A 14,553-nucleotide genomic window follows, 5' to 3' on the forward strand; every position below is an offset into this window, starting at 1 on the left:
CGTCAGCTGTCCTTGCGGAGGGCGTGGGCGAGAAGGTCGAGGAAGGAGCGGTTGATCAGGCTCGATTCGGCGGGCCTGAGCGGGCGCCGGGACAGCATCGCGGCCTGCCCGTAGAGGGCTTCGACGCTGGTACGGGCCAGTTCGGGCTCGTCGATGGCGACGGCGGTGCGGACCAGCGGGTTGAGCTGGTTGAGGATCAGCTGGGCCCGCGGTGCCTCCTGGCGCAGGGCGCCGAGGATGTCGCCCCACAGGCCGCCCTCCTGCTCACGGGCGAGCTGGGAGCGGGTGCGCTCGTGCCGGGCCTCGCGGCTGTCGACGAGGAGGGCGGGTGCGGAGGCGGGCTGGAAGGTGCGCAGCGCGACGTCGCAGTCGAAGACGGCGAGGGCGTCGCGGGCCTGGGCGAGGTAGGCCGCGGCGGCCAGTTCCGTCTCCCGGTCGACGGGGTCGAGGTGGGCGGTGAGGGTCGCCGGGTCGAGGTCGGCAACGCTGACCTCGGGCCTGATCTCGGGCAGCCGGTGGACCAGTTCACGGTCGTAGGTGTAGCCGCCGTTGACGACGCCGAGCCCGGCGGCCGAGGCGATCGCCGCGACCTGCCGGAACTCCTCCACGCTGGACGTCACGAGCACGGTGCGATGGGTGCGCGCGAACTCGTCGAGGGTGGTGTGCCCGGCGGTGGTCTCGAACGGCAGCCAGGGCAGCAGCATCCGCAGGATCTCGTCGTCGTGCACCGCGAGCGACTTCACGGCCAGGTGGTGGGCCCGGAGGAAGCGGGCGAGCAGGTCCGGGTCGCTGGCGGCGGCCCGGGCGATCCACGCGCGCAGCCGCTCGGCGAGGGCGTCGCGGACGGCGGCGAGGGTGTCGTCCTCGTACAGGGACTCGCGGGACGCCGTCGGGCGCAGGCTCTCGGCGTCGACGACGCAGCGGACGAAGAAGGCCCACTCGGGCAGGATCTCCTCGGCCTGCTCGGACAGCAGCATGCCCTTGACGTGCACGCGGTGGCCGTGGCGGCGCCCGGCCGGCACCGTCTCGGGCAGCACGCACGCGATGCCCTTCAGGCCCACGGCCGGCAGGTCCAGCTCGATGGTGTCCAGCGGCGTGAACCCGAAGACCTCCTCGCCGTACGCGGCCAGCGCACGGGATCGGGCTCCCGGCGTGGGGTACGTACGCGCCCAGGGGGCGGGCTCGGGGTTGACGGACGCGCCCGGGGCGTCCGGGCCGCCTGTGCCGTCGTCGAAGGTCACCGGGTGGCGCAGCAGGGAGCCGAAGTGGCGGGCCAGCGCGTGCACTTGCGCGGGGCGGGTCCACTCGCCCGCGTCGGCGCGCGGTGTCAGCGTGACGGTGGTGCCGGGCCGGGGGCGGGCGGAGGCGGGCAGGGTGCGGACGGTGTAGCTGCCGTCGCCGCGTCCCCGCCACTCCACGGCGGGGGCGTCGGGAGTGCGGGCGGAGCGGCTCAGGACGTGGATCTCGTCCGCGACCAGGAAGCAGGAGAGCAGGCCGATTCCGAACTGGCCGATGAAGTCGCCGCGTTGCTCGGCCAGCCGTTCGGCGCGCTTGCTGCTGCGGCCGATGGTGGCGAGGAAGCTGTGCACATCGGCCTCGGTGAGACCGACACCGTCGTCCTCGACGCGGACCACCGAACCGTCGGCGTACAGGCGGACACCGAAGGCGGCGGTGGAGGCGGCCGGTTCGAGGCCGTGCCGGGCGGTCAGCGCGTCCACCGCGTTCTGCATGAGTTCGCGCAGGTAGACGCGGGGGCTGGAGTAGAGGTGGTGGGAGAGGAGATCGACGAGGCCGCGCAGATCCACCTGGAAGGTGCGGTCGGCGCCGGCCGGGTTCGTGGCGGTGTCGGGCAGAGTCATCGGGCAGTCCGGGGTGCAAGGAGGGGCAGTTGGCGTTCGGGACCGGCAGGCGGTGTGTGCTCGGGCACGGCGGTGCCGGTGTGCGCTCAGGCGCGGCGGTGCCCGCGCGCGAACTGCTTCTCGGGCTCCGCGAAGTAGGTCCAGGGCCACTTGGTGTACGCACCGTCCAGTGTCTGGAAGACGCGCCGGACCGTGTGGCGCTCACCGGCCAGCGACAGGGCCATGGCGAACATGTTGAAGTCGTGCTGCCAGCCCGGGCGCCACACGTAGGCGGGGTGGAGGATGCTGTGGTCCGCCGCCTCCCGCAACTGTGCCCGGATCTCGTCGGTTTCGAGGTAGTCCCCGCGCTCCGCCTCGACCCATTCCTCGATGTACGCCATGGCGATCACGCAGCCGAGGCGGTGCCCCTCCGGGGCGCGGGCGAACGCCTCCTGGGCGAACGCCAGCGCCTGCCCCGGCTCGCCGCCCCAACGGGGCTGCAACTGCGACACCCACGCGAGATGGGTCTCCAGGTCCAGCGGGTCGCGACGCAGGGCGGCGTCGAGCCGGGTCTGGTTGACGGCGGAGCCCAGCGACATGCCGCGACCGGAGGTGAGGAGGTGGCGCCACGGGGTGACCCATTCCGGCCGCAACTCGGCGGCCTCGAGCAGCTGCTCCTCGGCGATGCGGAGCCGCTCGTGGAAGACACGCCACTGCTCCTGCGTGACGTTCACGGCACGCTCGGCGGTGCGCGCCTCCCAGCCCCAGCTGATGTAGCGCGTCCCGGATATCAGCAGGGCCGTCGCCCGGTGCTCCTTGTCCTCCTCGACGGCCCGGCCGATCCAGTCCTGCACACCGTCCAAATCGGCGAGCTCACCCAGGACCTGGTGGTGGCGGCCGAGATCGAAAGGGGCCAGCGCCGCCTTGACCGCCTCCCAGTCACCCGCGTCGGCCGCCTCCACCAGCGCGAGCACCCGCGCGTCCCCGAGCGCGCGCAGCGTGTACATCCCGTTCCTCTGCCTGCGCGGGACGGGAAGGACGTGCGGATCCGCCGCCGGTCTCTCCGCACCTCTACCGAACAGCTTGCCCAACATGCCGCGCCCTCCCCTGGTCCCGCGTGATCGTCCGGTGCAGCATAAACGGCCCCACCGACACCGCTTCCACAGGGTTTTCACCGGCGCTTCACGGTGCCGGGCCCGATCCCGTCCCCTCGCCCCTCCGGTCCCCGGCCGGTTCCTGATCGAGTTGTTGTGGGCCCTGGCGGCCGAGCACGTGGACGGGTAACCGGAGACGACACGGCGCAGGGCACGACTGTCCTCGAAGCCAGGGCCGCCGCGGTCCGGGCGAGCGGCATGAAGCCAAAGGCTGTGCGGCGGCGGACGTACTTCGTCATTCCCATGATCGGGTCTCTGCGCGCCGGGGGGGGCGACGCACTGGCCCACGCCCGTCCTGAAGCGAGGTGACCCGAGCGCCGCACGACCGAGCACCCCAACCAGCTGCGGGTGCAGCGCCCAGCGGACCACTCGGGGTACGGCCAGGGTCAGGTCATCGGGCATCACGCTCGTGTACCACCAACGGGCGAAGAATCTGCTGGTGTCGTACTCGCCGAAGAGGCCGGGCTTCTTCCAGGCACCCGAAGAAAGGCGCCTGATCTGGGCTTTACCCGTCAGGCGCCTTTCACTCAGCCGATTCACGGCTGGGCCCGGCTTGCGCGTTTACGGCGTTTCCGCCGGCCGCAGCAACGGCCTGGGCGATCGCCGGCCCCATACGGCGCGAGGCGCCGGTGACGACGGCGGTGCGACCGGTGAGATCGAGTCCTGCCCTCTCAGCTCACCTCTGCCGCGGCGGCGTCGCGGTGCTGCCGCAGTTCCTGCTTGGCGATGGCCCGCTTGTGGACCTCGTCGGGACCGTCCGCCAGCCGCAGCGTCCGCAGATGCGCGTACATCATCGCCAGCGGGAAGTCCTCGGTGACGCCTGCTCCCCCGTGCACCTGGATCGCACGGTCGACGATCTTCAACGCGATGTTCGGGGCAGCCACCTTGATGGCCGCGATCTCGGTGCGCGCTTCCTTGTTCCCGACCGTGTCCATCAGATACGCGGCCTTGAGCGTGAGCAGGCGGATCATCTCGATGTCGATACGCGCTTCCGCGATCCAGTCCTGGATGTTGGACCGGTCGGCAACCGGACGGCCGAACGTCACCCGGGACTGGGCGCGCCGGCACATCAGCTCCAGCGCCCGCTCGGCCGCGCCGATCGCCCGCATGCAGTGGTGGATACGGCCGGGCCCGAGCCGGGCCTGGCTGATCGCGAAACCCTCCCCTTCGCCCTTGAGTACGTCCTTGGCCGGCACCCGCACATTCTCGAAGGTGATCTCCGCATGCCCCTCGCGATCCGCGTACCCGAACACCGGGAGGTTCCGGATCACGGTGACCCCGGGGGCGTCTATGGGGACGACCATCATCGACTGCTGGCGATGCGGAGCCGCCGTGGGGTCGGTCTTGCCCATCACGATGAGCACCCTGCAGTTCTTGTGCATCGCGTTCGAGGCGAACCACTTACGGCCGTTGAGCACGTACTCGTCGCCGTCACGCTCCATCCGCAACTCGATGTTGGTGGCGTCGGAACTGGCGACACGCGGCTCGGTCATCGCGAAGGCCGAGGCCATCGTCCCGTCGAGCAGGGGCTTGAGGTACTTCTCCTTGTGCTCGTCGGTGCCGAAGAGGGTGAGCACCTCCATGTTGCCGGTGTCGGGAGCGTTGCAGTTGCACGCCTCGGAGGCGATGTGGCTGCGCCCCATGATCTCCGCCAGCGGTGCGTACTCGAGATTCGTCAGCCCAGGACCCCACTCGGGGTGCGGGTGAAAGAGGTTCCACAGCCCGCGCTTTCGCGCCTCCGCCTTGAGCTCCTCGATGATCGGGGGCTGGAAGTGCGGGTCACCCGACGCGCGCATCTGCTCGTGGTACACCGCCTCAGCGGGGTAGATGTGCGAATCCATGAACTCGAGCAGATCCGCCTGGTACTTCTTGGCGCGGTCCGACATCTCAAACAGGGACATCCGAACTCCTGACGGGTAGAGAGGCAAAACTCGGTGGGCGCTTGTCGAGGTGGCTGGCCACGCCTTCGGCGAAGTCGGCCCCGCGGAAGGCCTGGAGCATGACGCCTTCCGCCCGGGTGACGGAATCGGCGTAGGTGCCGTCCGCGTCGGCCTGCAGTTGGCTCTTGATGGTGGCCATGGATGCCGGGGAGCAGCGCGTCGCCAGATCGGTGGCGTACGCGACAGCGGCATCGACCACACTGCCGGTGGGGACCAGATGGTCGAGAAGACCGATACGCAGTGCCTCCTCGGCATCCACCATGCGACTCGACAGCAACAGGTCCGTTGCCCGGCTGTGCCCCACCAGCCGCGGCAACAGCCAGGAGATCCCGTACTCGGCGATCAGCCCGCGCTGCGCGAATGCCGTGGTGAACCGTGCCGAGGGCGAGCCGAAGCGGATGTCGCAGTAGAGCGCCTCCACCATGCCCTCGCCCGGCGCGCCGGTCATGTCTGCGCCGGCAGAGAGCTCTGGTAGCGGCGCATCCCGCGCAGCCACCGGTCGTAGTCCGAGCCCTTCTGCCGGTACATGTCCAGAACTTCTTCATGCGGCAGGATCAGGAAGCGCTCGTCCTCGATCGCGGCGAGGACGGCGTCGGCCACCTCGGCCGGCTCGAGGACGTCACCCGCGGACGTGACGGCCTGGGTGGCCGCTCTCCCCAGGACGTCCCCGGAGTCCTTCCCGGAATACAGCAACCTGGTGTTCACCCCCATCGGGCACAGACAGCTGACATGGACCCCGCGATCGCCGTAGGTGACACTCAGCCATTCGGAGAAGGCGACGGCCGCGTGCTTGGTGACGGCGTACGTGGCGGAGCCGATCTGGGTGAGCAACCCGGCCGCAGAGGCGGTGCTGACGAAGTAGCCCTCGCCGCGCTCGAGCCACCGCGGCACCAGCAGCTTCGCCGCACGGATGTGGGCTCGCAGGTTCACGTCGATCGAGAGGTCCCAGTCCTGCTCGCCCGCGTCGAGGCCGGGTGCCCCGGCGACACCCGCGTTGGCGAAGTAGAGGTCGACCGGACCGAACGTGCGCTCCGCCAGGTCGATCAACTCCTGGATCTGAGCGGTGTCCGACGCGTCCGCGCCGGCGCTGACGGTGCTTCCCGGATGATCGGCGTTGACTGTCGTGGACACCGCCCGCGCGGTGTCCGCGTCGAGATCCGCGACGACGACCCGGGCACCCTCGCGAGCGAGCCGTGCGACCAGCGCGCCGCCGATGCCACCACCGCCACCGGTGACGACGGCGACTCTTTGTGCAACGTTCACAGCGAACCCTCTCCGTGGCGGGTGTGCGGTGCCGGGCCACGGCCCTCGCGCTGCTGCAGCCGTGGTCTCCGCCCACCTGTATAGTTGAAACTGACGTCAGGTTCAACTGTTGGGCAGGCGTCACCACACGGAGAAGGCGCAATCGACCGCCACATCCGCAGAGAAAGGGTGGAGAGGAGAGAAAGGAGAAGGCCGGGTCAGCAGTGGCCGGGGAACCGCAGGGCGTTCGCCCAGAGCCGGGTGACGGTGGACACGAGTTCCTCGAAGTCCACTGGCGCACCTTCGTCCTGCCCTTCGCCGAGCACGAAGGCGTTGTAGGCCATGACGCTGACCATGCCCGAGAGCGCACGGGAAGCCATCATCGGATCGACCTCACGGTCTGCGACGCCCCGCGCCTGCAGGTCGGCGATGCCACGGGCGTTGCGGCGGATGAACGCATCCGAGCGCCGGCTTCGGAACTCTCGGAACTCCGGCTGCACTTGGGCGACCTGCTCAAGCAGTCCCATCAGCTTCGCGTTCCGCTTGTATGCCTCGAGATACGCGCGATTGCTCGCCTCGAGTACCGCATACGGATCGTCAGTGCCCAGCACCCGGCCCATGCCGGGGTGCAGCATGTCCTCCTGCGCCTCCAGAAGGACGGCGGCAAGCACCTCTTCCTTGTTGGCGAAGTAGGTGTAGAAGGATCCCGCCGCGCATCGGGCCTCTTTGGTGATGTCGGCCAGGCGGGTGTCGAGGTAGCCGTCCCGCTCGAACACCTTCCGCGCGGCCTTCACCAAAGCGGCACGTGTCCGCGCTCCGCGCTTTGTCGTCGGCGGCTCGCGAAACGGCGAGAGGGGCGCCATCGGCGGCGCCTGCTCGCTGTCCTCGGGCGCAGTGGTGTCCATCCCCGGAAGTGTACTTGAATCCGACGCCAGACTCATAAGTGCGCACGGGTGCACGGGCTCGTGCGGTTGTGACGCACACCGTTACCAGCACTGAAGCGGGCTCTTCGCCTCGGCGTACGCACCGGCGAGGCGCTCGACGACCGCTGCCGCGGGAAGTACCGCTCCACCGGGCCGACGCATGGCGGCGGACCGGGTCGAGAACACCGGCCGTGAGCGGTCCCTTCCGGGGATGTGAGCAGATGATGCGGTGCGGATCCCGCACAACCGGTCTGCTGCGACCGGCCGCTCGGTCAAGCGGTGATCCCGAAGTGTTCGGCGAGTCGGCGGCGGGTGTCGGAGGCGCTGGTGTGCAGCACGCCCCCGATTCCGAGCCGCGCCGCTCCGTCGAGGTTCTGCTGCAGATCGTCGATCATGACTGCCTCCTCGGGGGCGACGCCGAGGCGTTCGCATGCGATCGCGTATATCCGCCGGGAAGGCTTACGGATCCCGACCTCGGCGGAGATGACGACCGCGTCGGCCACAGCGGCGAGGTCGACGCCGTCGTAGGTTCCGGTTCCGAACGAGTTGGACACCAGCGCAACGGGATACCCGGCGGCGCGGAGATCGCCGAGCAGGGCCAGCACGTCATGGTCGATCGACATTCCCGCTTGCATCCGGGCCGTGAGCCCCTCCGCCCGTACGTCGGCGCCGTGGGCGCGGAGGCGCTCGGCGAACCCTCGCTCGAAGGCTGCGGCGTCGATACGGCCGGATTCATGGTCGGCGAGGAGGGTGCGTGATGACTGGTCCCGGCTGAGGAGGTCCAGCGGCAGCCGAGGATCGCCGCCGAGCGAGGCGCCGAAGTCGGTAAAAGCCTGCAACACACTGGAGGTGATGACCCCACCGAAGTCCACGAGGACCGCGGTTCGCGCCTTTTCCGTCACGCTCGACACCTCAGGCCACCTCGAACAGTCCGGCTGCGCCCATTCCGCCGCCGGCACACATCGAGATCACCACGTACCGGATGCCGCGGCGCCTGCCCTCGATCAGGGCGTGCCCCACCATGCGGACACCGGTCATTCCGTATGGACGACCCACCGAGATCCCTCCACCATCGACGTTGAACGGCTCCGAATCGATCAGCGACCTGCATGCCGCCGCCGACGATCTGCTTGGCGGCCGTGGCAATCGCCATCGGCGCCCTTGCCGTCGAAACGATGGCCACTTCTCTCATGTCGCCTCACCTCCCGACCGTTTATAGTTGAACCCGGCGTCAATTTCAATCGCGGCACGGTAGGCTGACCGACCAGTCGGTATGAAAGGTCGAATCATGACCGAGTTGAGCATCTCCACTGCCGCGGGCGTGTTCGACGCGATCGCGGCGGGTCCGCCCGAGGGCCGCCCGGTGCTGCTGCTGCACGGTTTCCCGCAGACGGGCCTCGCCTGGCAACGGCAGATCGCGGCATTGGCCGCGCACGGCTACCGGGTGGTGGCACCCGACCAGCGTGGGTACTCCCCCGGGGTCCGCCCCGAGCGTCCCGAGGACTACCGCATCAGCGTCTTGGTCGAGGATGTCGTCGCAATCACAGAGGAGTTGGGCTGGGCGTCGTTCGACCTGGTCGGCCACGACTGGGGCGGCGCGGTGGCATGGTGGACCGCCGATGCCCACCCCGGCCGCGTACGCACCCTGACAGTTGTCTCGACCCCGCACCCCGGCGCTCTGGCCACCACCCTGCGCACCGACCCGGACCAGCGCGAACGATCGCACTACATGATCGACTGGCGCGAAACACCCGCAACCGAAGAGCGCATGCTCGCAGGCGACGCCAAGGCGCTTCGCGCCGCTTATGCCGGAAAGATCCCGCAGGACAGTGTCGAGGCCTACGTGCGGCACCTGTCCCAGCCGGGCGCTCTCACCGCGGCGCTGAACTGGTACAGGGCCGGCCGCCCCGACGGCGCGATCGGCGTCATCGATGTGCCCACGCTGTACGTCTGGAGCACGGAGGACAGCGCGTTCGGCCCGGTGGCCGCGCAGGAGACCGGGCAGTGGGTCAACGGGCCGTACCGGTTCGAAACCCTCCCGGGCGTCAGCCACTGGGTCCCCGAGGAAGCGCCCGAGACGCTGAGTCGCCTGCTGCTCGAACATCTGCGAGCGCACGGCGAGTACGGGACCACCGGGACCGCCGGAACCCAAGCGAATACCCCGTCTGTCGACTCTCCGAAGAGGTGACCCCATGAAGGCAGCCCGAGCAGCCTGGCGCCGGCTCGAGCCCGTACACGCCATGATCTACTTCGTCCCCGAGGGAAGGCGACGGTACGCGGACCTCGGACTCAGCGGACGCGCCGGCTACTTCGCCTCCCGGAGCGCCGCGTTCGGCCGGGCATCTGCCGATCTGGTCATCTCGACCTTCTACAACTTCAACCCCGCTTTCGTACGGAAGGCGGTCGACGGGGCCTGGGACGCGGCGACGCCGCAGCAGGTGCTGGACGCGCGGCACGCCGCCGCGGGCGAGGCCCTACGGCGGGCCGGGATCCACGAACTCCCCGCTCTGGACGAGGTTCTGGCCCTGACACGCAGGGCCGCCGAGGCGGCCTGCGAACAGGCGCAGGGCCGCCCGTTGTTCGCCGCCCATACCGCGCTGCCCTGGCCGCAGGAACCGGTGCTGCAGCTGTGGCACGCCCAGACGCTGCTCCGGGAGTTCCGTGGCGACGGCCATGTCGCGTGCTTGCTGAGCGAAGGCGTGGGGGGCTTGGAGGCCCTGATTCTGCATGCTGCCACCGGTGAGGTTCCCGTCGACTTCCTCAAGGGAAGTCGCGCGTGGCCCGAGGAGGAATGGGCCGACACCGAGGAGGCCCTGCGCACCCGAGGTCTTCTCGACGGCGACTCCCTCAGCCCGGAAGGCGTACGTCTGCGCCGGCACATCGAGGACCGCACCGACCGCCTGGCCCTTCCCGCCTACGCCGCCCTGGGTGATGCCGACTGCGAACGCCTCGCAGAACTGGCGCGTCCCTTCGGCCGCACGGTCGTCGATGCCGGCCTCCTCAAGATCGGCTGACCGAGCCCTTCACGCCCCGGCCGCCGTCGCCGGCCTCTACCGCCGCCGGCACGCAGATCGTGGCCTGCCCGCGAACCGCCTCCTGGTCGAGTCGTTCCTCCTGCTCGGCCCCTGGCCGGCCATGCGCACCGGCTCGGCGCCCACGGCACCGAGTCCATCGGCCTGGCCGGCGCCGAGGACCGGCAGCGCACTGCGGCCCTCAACGCCCATGACGAGATCATCCGGCACCCGGCTGACTGAGCCCACCCTGCGCATCACGCCCGTGGCGGTACGACGAGTGGTACTGCGTGACAAGGGCTGGGCGGGGTATCCGGAGATCAGGCGGACTCATGATGGGCAGGAGCCGAACGGCGATTGCGGTGCTCCACCTTGGAGGCTGATGACCATGCCGCCCGAGACGAACGCTGGTACCACCAGTCGCCAGGCGCGACCAGGCGAACCCCATGAGGAGCCGGACCTGGTACGCCAGTACTTGACCCAGATCGGATCCATTCCCTTGCTGACCGCTGCTGAGGAGGTCGATCTGGCCAAGCGTATCGAGGCCGGAGTGTACGCCTATGAGCTGCTGCGGGAGGCAGAGGCCGACCGGCGCGAACTCGCCCCGGAGTGGCGCCGGGACCTGGAGGCGGTGGCGCGTGACGGACAGCGCGCCAAGGACCACATGATCCGCGCCAACCTCCGGCTCGTCGTGGCGATGGCCAAACGGCATGCGCGCCGTGGCCTGCCCTTCCTGGACACCATCCAGGAAGGGAACATGGGGTTGATCCGGGCGGTGGAGAAATTCGACTACACCAAGGGCTACAAGTTCTCGACGTACGCCACCTGGTGGATCCGGCAGGCCATCGAACGCGGACTGGCCCAGCATGCACGCACCGTCCGGCTGCCTGTGCACGTGGTGGAGAACCTGTCCAAACTCGGCCGCGTCGAACGCCGGATGCTGGGGAGGCTGGGGCGCGAGCCGACGGTGGAGGAAGTCGCTGCGGAGACCGGGTTCTCGGTCGAGAGGGTCGCGGAACTGCGCCGTGTGGGGCGTGAGGCGATCAGCCTCGACACCCCTGTGGGGGAGAGCGGCGAGACCGTGGTCGGCGACCTGATCGAGGACACCGAGGTGTTGCAGGCCGCCGACGTCGTGGAGTATCGCGCGCTCGCAGCACAACTGCGAGCGATCATCGGAACGCTCCCGCCGAGAGATGCCATGATCCTCACCCTGCGGTACGGCCTGCACGACGGCCGACCGCGCTCGCTCACGCAGATCGGCGAGCACCTGGGGCTGACCCGCGAGAGGGTGCGCCAGCTCGAGAAGCAGGCGCTGGCAGAGCTACGTGCTCCCGAACGCCACGAGCCCCTCCTCGAATGGGCGGGATAGGACAAGCGCGCGGAAGGGGAACAAGCCGTGTCCGACACCGACCAGGTCCGCATCCGGGACGAGGCCCTGCCCCTGTCCGATGCGGCGTCGCTGGACCCGCTGCTGGAACGTATCGGCGATGCCCGCTATGTGCTGCTGGGCGAGGCCTCCCATGGAACGGCCGACTACTACCGGGTACGTGATGTGCTGACCCGTCGGCTCATCGAGGAGAAGGGCTTCTCCTTCGTGGCAGTCGAGGGCGACTGGCCCGACTGCCAGGCCGTGCACTGCTCGGTCGTCGGGGCGCCGGGCTCGCCCGAGGATCCCGGAGACGTGCTGGCGGGTTTCCGGCGCTGGCCGGCGTGGTTGTGGGGCAACACGGACGTGGCCGCCTTCGCCCGGTGGCTGCGCCGGCACAACGAGGAGCGGCCGCCGGAGCGGCGCGTCGGCTTCCTCGGACTGGATGTCTACAGCATGTGGGAGTCGCTGCACGCGGTGCTCGAGCACCTGCGCGAGCACGACCCCGACCGGGTGGGCCCTGCGCTGGAGGCATACCGCTGCTTCGAGCCGTATGCCGAGGACCCGCAGTCCTACGCGGTGGCGACCCGCATCCTGCCCGAGGGCTGCGAGGCGCAGGTGGTGTCCCTGCTCACCGAGCTGCGGCAGCGGACCGCGCAGACAGCGGTGCCGGACGGCTCCCTCGCCGAGTTCGCCGCGCGGCAGAACGCGGAGGTGCTGGCCGGCGCCGAGCGTTACTACCGGGCCATGCTCAGCAGCGGCCCCGAGTCCTGGAACATCCGCGACCACCACATGGCCGACACCCTGGACCGTCTGATGGAGCGCTACGGTTCCGGCGCCAAGGCGGTGGTGTGGGAGCACAACACCCACATCGGGGACGCCCGCGCCACGGACATGGCCGACAGGGGCCTGGTCAACGTCGGCCAGTTGGTGCGTGAACGCCATATGGGCGACGGCGTGGTGCTGGTCGGCTTCGGTTCGCACTCCGGCACCGTGATCGCCGCGGAGGAGTGGGGAGACGTGCCGAGGATCATGAATGTTCCGGCCGCGCACGCCGGCAGCCTGGAGGACCTGCTGCACCAGGCGCTGCCCGGACAGCGGGCGCTGTTCGTCTTCCCCCACGTGCAGTTGCAGAGGCCGCCCGTCACCGGCCGGCGCGAGTGGTTCCACCAGGAGCGCGGCCACCGGGCCATCGGCGTCGTCTACCAGGCGCAGTACGAGCCTGTGGGCAATTACGTACCCACCGTCCTGGCCCAGCGCTACGACGCCTTCTGCTACCTCGACCGCACCGAGTCCCTCACCCCCCTGCGCCCCGGCCCCGCGTCGGCCGGCGACGCCCGCCGTCAGCTCGGCCGGCCGGCCGGTTCGCGCACCTTCTGGTAGCCGCGTACGGCTGTCTCGGGGGTCACTCCGGCGTCGGTCAGTGCTGCCGCTGCAGCAGCTGGAACAGTGCGTACGGCTTCCTTCTGCCGCGCGGGTACCTGTACAGATCGCATGCACACAGCATCCGAGGACCGCCTTCACCCTCAAGTGCGCCTCGGCGGTTTGATCCACCCCAGTGACCGCTCCACAGCTCGTTGCCAGTTGTCGTACTCCGACTCCCGACGCTCAGGGTCCATGTCCGGCAGCCACTGGGCGGCCCGGTGCCAGTTGCGGCGCAGGACTTCCAGATCCGGCCAGAAGCCTGCGGCGAGCCCGGCGGCGTAGGCGGCGCCGAGGGAGACCGTCTCGGCGACCATGGGCCGTACCACCGGCACGTCGAGTACATCGGCGACGAACTGCATGAGCAGGTTGTCCGAGGTCATCCCGCCGTCCACCTTGAGCTGTTTCAGGGCGACGGAGGAGTCGGCGTTCATGGCGTCGACGACCTCGCGGGTCTGCCAGCCGGTGGCCTCCAGGACGGCTCGGGCCAGATGTCCCTTGGTGATGTACGAGGTGAGGCCGACGATGACCCCGCGCGCGTCGCTGCGCCAGCGGGGTGCGAACAGACCCGAGAACGCGGGGACGATGTAGCAGCCGCCGTTGTCCTCGACGGTCCGTGCGAGGGTCTCGATCTCGGGGGCGCTGCTGATCAGTCCCAGCCGGTCACGGAACCACTGGACCAGCGAGCCGGTGACGGCTATCGAACCTTCCAGGGCGTAGACGGGGGGCTGGTCCCCGATCTTGTACGCGACGGTCGTGAGGAGCCCGTGCCGGGACCGTACGACATCGGTACCGGTGTTGAGCAGCAGGAAGCTGCCCGTTCCGTAGGTGCACTTCGCCTCGCCCGGGGAGAAGCAGGTCTGGCCGAACAGGGCGGCCTGCTGGTCGCCGAGGGCGGCAGTGATCCGGATCCCCGGAAGGACGGTGCGGGCATCGCCGTAGCTCTCGGCGGAAGGCCGGATCCCGGGCAGCATGGGGCGGGGGACCCCGAAGAACGCCAGTAGCTCCTCGTCCCAGGCGAGGGTGCGGATGTTCATCAGCATGGTGCGGCTGGCGTTGGTGGCGTCGGTGACGTGCAGGCCGCCGTCCGCACCGCCGGTGAGGTTCCAGATCAGCCAGCTCTCCATCGTGCCGAACAGCACCTCGCCGTCCTTGGCGCGCTGCTCCAGCCCGTTGACATGGTCGAAAAGCCATCGGATGCGCAGCGCCGAGAAGTAGGTCGAGGGCGGCAGGCCGCACCGCTCGAGGAAGAAGTCGTCTCCGGGCCGGTGTCTGAACTCCTCGACGAGCGGTGCTGTGCGGGTGTCCTGCCAGACGATCGCCCTGCCCAGCGGGGCACCGGTGAGCCGGTCCCAGAGCACCGTCGTCTCGCGCTGGTTGGCGAGGCCGATGGCGACGACGTCTCCGGCGGCGACACCGGCGACGGACAAGGCCTCGGGTACGACGCGCTGCAGATTGCGCCAGATCTCGAGAGCGTCGTGCTCGACCCATCCGGGGCGGGGAAAGTGCTGCTGATGCTCCCGCTGGGCAACCGACACCAGCCGACCGTGGTGGTCGAACAGAATGCATCGGGTGGAGTTGGTGCCCTGGTCGATGGACATCACATACCGTTCGACCATGATCGGGTCTTCCTTCCGATGTATCGAGAGGCGGTGGG

Annotated in this window: 13 protein-coding genes; 4 read left to right on the forward strand and 9 right to left on the reverse strand. The window is 69.6% G+C overall.

Annotated elements, in window-relative coordinates; genetic code table 11:
* Window positions 1-2 precede the first annotated feature (2 nt).
* From ACFV7R_RS30350 to ACFV7R_RS30385, 8 genes are all read right to left on the reverse strand, one after another.
* On the reverse strand, window positions 3-1,859 hold the full coding sequence (locus ACFV7R_RS30350) for an HSP90 family protein (RefSeq protein ID WP_385269100.1): 1,857 nt from the start codon (window positions 1,857-1,859) through the stop codon (window positions 3-5).
* Between the two features lie 86 nt (window positions 1,860-1,945).
* Window positions 1,946-2,932 (reverse strand): hypothetical protein, encoded by a 987-nt coding sequence (locus ACFV7R_RS30355; RefSeq protein ID WP_385269102.1) that lies wholly within the window; start codon window positions 2,930-2,932, stop codon window positions 1,946-1,948.
* Window positions 2,933-3,663: 731 nt separating this feature from the next.
* Window positions 3,664-4,893 carry an acyl-CoA dehydrogenase family protein gene (locus ACFV7R_RS30360; RefSeq protein WP_385269104.1) on the reverse strand — a complete coding sequence of 410 codons (1,230 nt, stop codon included), beginning with the start codon at window positions 4,891-4,893 and terminating at the stop codon, window positions 3,664-3,666.
* Window positions 4,880-5,380, reverse strand: coding sequence for an enoyl-CoA hydratase-related protein (locus ACFV7R_RS30365; protein WP_385269106.1), 501 nt, complete (start codon window positions 5,378-5,380; stop codon window positions 4,880-4,882). The genes ACFV7R_RS30360 and ACFV7R_RS30365 overlap by 14 nt, the downstream gene beginning before the upstream one ends.
* Entirely contained in the window at window positions 5,377-6,195 is an 819-nt protein-coding gene (locus tag ACFV7R_RS30370; RefSeq protein WP_385269108.1) for an SDR family oxidoreductase, read from the reverse strand. Before ACFV7R_RS30370 ends, ACFV7R_RS30365 begins: the two co-directional genes overlap by 4 nt.
* A gap of 197 nt (window positions 6,196-6,392) precedes the next feature.
* Window positions 6,393-7,079 carry a TetR/AcrR family transcriptional regulator gene (locus tag ACFV7R_RS30375; RefSeq protein ID WP_385269110.1) on the reverse strand — a complete coding sequence of 229 codons (687 nt, stop codon included), beginning with the start codon at window positions 7,077-7,079 and terminating at the stop codon, window positions 6,393-6,395.
* A gap of 290 nt (window positions 7,080-7,369) precedes the next feature.
* Window positions 7,370-7,999, reverse strand: a complete 630-nt coding sequence (locus ACFV7R_RS30380) for an HAD family hydrolase (protein WP_385269112.1) — start codon at window positions 7,997-7,999, stop codon at window positions 7,370-7,372.
* A gap of 10 nt (window positions 8,000-8,009) precedes the next feature.
* Window positions 8,010-8,243, reverse strand: coding sequence for a hypothetical protein (locus ACFV7R_RS30385; RefSeq protein ID WP_385269114.1), 234 nt, complete (start codon window positions 8,241-8,243; stop codon window positions 8,010-8,012).
* A gap of 142 nt (window positions 8,244-8,385) precedes the next feature.
* Here ACFV7R_RS30385 and ACFV7R_RS30390 point away from each other — a divergent pair, with 142 nt between their 5' ends.
* The 4 genes from ACFV7R_RS30390 to ACFV7R_RS30405 all read left to right on the forward strand — a co-directional run bounded on the left by ACFV7R_RS30390 (window position 8,386) and on the right by ACFV7R_RS30405 (window position 12,857).
* Window positions 8,386-9,285 carry an alpha/beta fold hydrolase gene (locus tag ACFV7R_RS30390; protein WP_385269116.1) on the forward strand — a complete coding sequence of 300 codons (900 nt, stop codon included), beginning with the start codon at window positions 8,386-8,388 and terminating at the stop codon, window positions 9,283-9,285.
* A 4-nt stretch (window positions 9,286-9,289) separates the two neighbouring features.
* A complete protein-coding gene (locus ACFV7R_RS30395; RefSeq protein WP_385269118.1) occupies window positions 9,290-10,111 on the forward strand; it encodes a hypothetical protein in 822 nt (273 codons plus the stop codon).
* A 385-nt stretch (window positions 10,112-10,496) separates the two neighbouring features.
* Window positions 10,497-11,477: a sigma-70 family RNA polymerase sigma factor gene (locus tag ACFV7R_RS30400; protein WP_385269184.1), complete on the forward strand. Its 981-nt coding sequence runs from the start codon at window positions 10,497-10,499 to the stop codon at window positions 11,475-11,477.
* A gap of 27 nt (window positions 11,478-11,504) precedes the next feature.
* A complete protein-coding gene (locus ACFV7R_RS30405; protein WP_385269120.1) occupies window positions 11,505-12,857 on the forward strand; it encodes an erythromycin esterase family protein in 1,353 nt (450 codons plus the stop codon).
* Between the two features lie 143 nt (window positions 12,858-13,000).
* Here the strand turns inward: ACFV7R_RS30405 and glpK are convergent, their stop codons facing one another.
* Window positions 13,001-14,515: a glycerol kinase GlpK gene (glpK, locus tag ACFV7R_RS30410; protein WP_385269122.1), complete on the reverse strand. Its 1,515-nt coding sequence runs from the start codon at window positions 14,513-14,515 to the stop codon at window positions 13,001-13,003.
* Window positions 14,516-14,553: the final 38 nt, after the last annotated feature.

It is taken from the genome of Streptomyces sp. NPDC059866, from assembly GCF_042731325.1.
GTDB lineage: Bacteria > Actinomycetota > Actinomycetes > Streptomycetales > Streptomycetaceae > Streptomyces > Streptomyces flavusporus.

What these genes read in the sequence shown, in the direction of transcription:
- ACFV7R_RS30350 (WP_385269100.1), bottom strand. Translation starts at nt 1,859, where the DNA reads ATGACTCTGCCCGACACCGCCACGAACCCGGCCGGCGCCGACCGCACC.
- ACFV7R_RS30355 (WP_385269102.1), bottom strand. Translation starts at nt 2,932, where the DNA reads ATGTTGGGCAAGCTGTTCGGTAGAGGTGCGGAGAGACCGGCGGCGGAT.
- ACFV7R_RS30360 (WP_385269104.1), bottom strand. Translation starts at nt 4,893, where the DNA reads ATGTCCCTGTTTGAGATGTCGGACCGCGCCAAGAAGTACCAGGCGGAT.
- ACFV7R_RS30365 (WP_385269106.1), bottom strand. Translation starts at nt 5,380, where the DNA reads ATGACCGGCGCGCCGGGCGAGGGCATGGTGGAGGCGCTCTACTGCGAC.
- ACFV7R_RS30375 (WP_385269110.1), bottom strand. Translation starts at nt 7,079, where the DNA reads ATGGACACCACTGCGCCCGAGGACAGCGAGCAGGCGCCGCCGATGGCG.
- ACFV7R_RS30390 (WP_385269116.1), top strand. Translation starts at nt 8,386, where the DNA reads ATGACCGAGTTGAGCATCTCCACTGCCGCGGGCGTGTTCGACGCGATC.
- ACFV7R_RS30395 (WP_385269118.1), top strand. Translation starts at nt 9,290, where the DNA reads ATGAAGGCAGCCCGAGCAGCCTGGCGCCGGCTCGAGCCCGTACACGCC.
- ACFV7R_RS30400 (WP_385269184.1), top strand. Translation starts at nt 10,497, where the DNA reads ATGCCGCCCGAGACGAACGCTGGTACCACCAGTCGCCAGGCGCGACCA.
- glpK (WP_385269122.1), bottom strand. Translation starts at nt 14,515, where the DNA reads ATGGTCGAACGGTATGTGATGTCCATCGACCAGGGCACCAACTCCACC.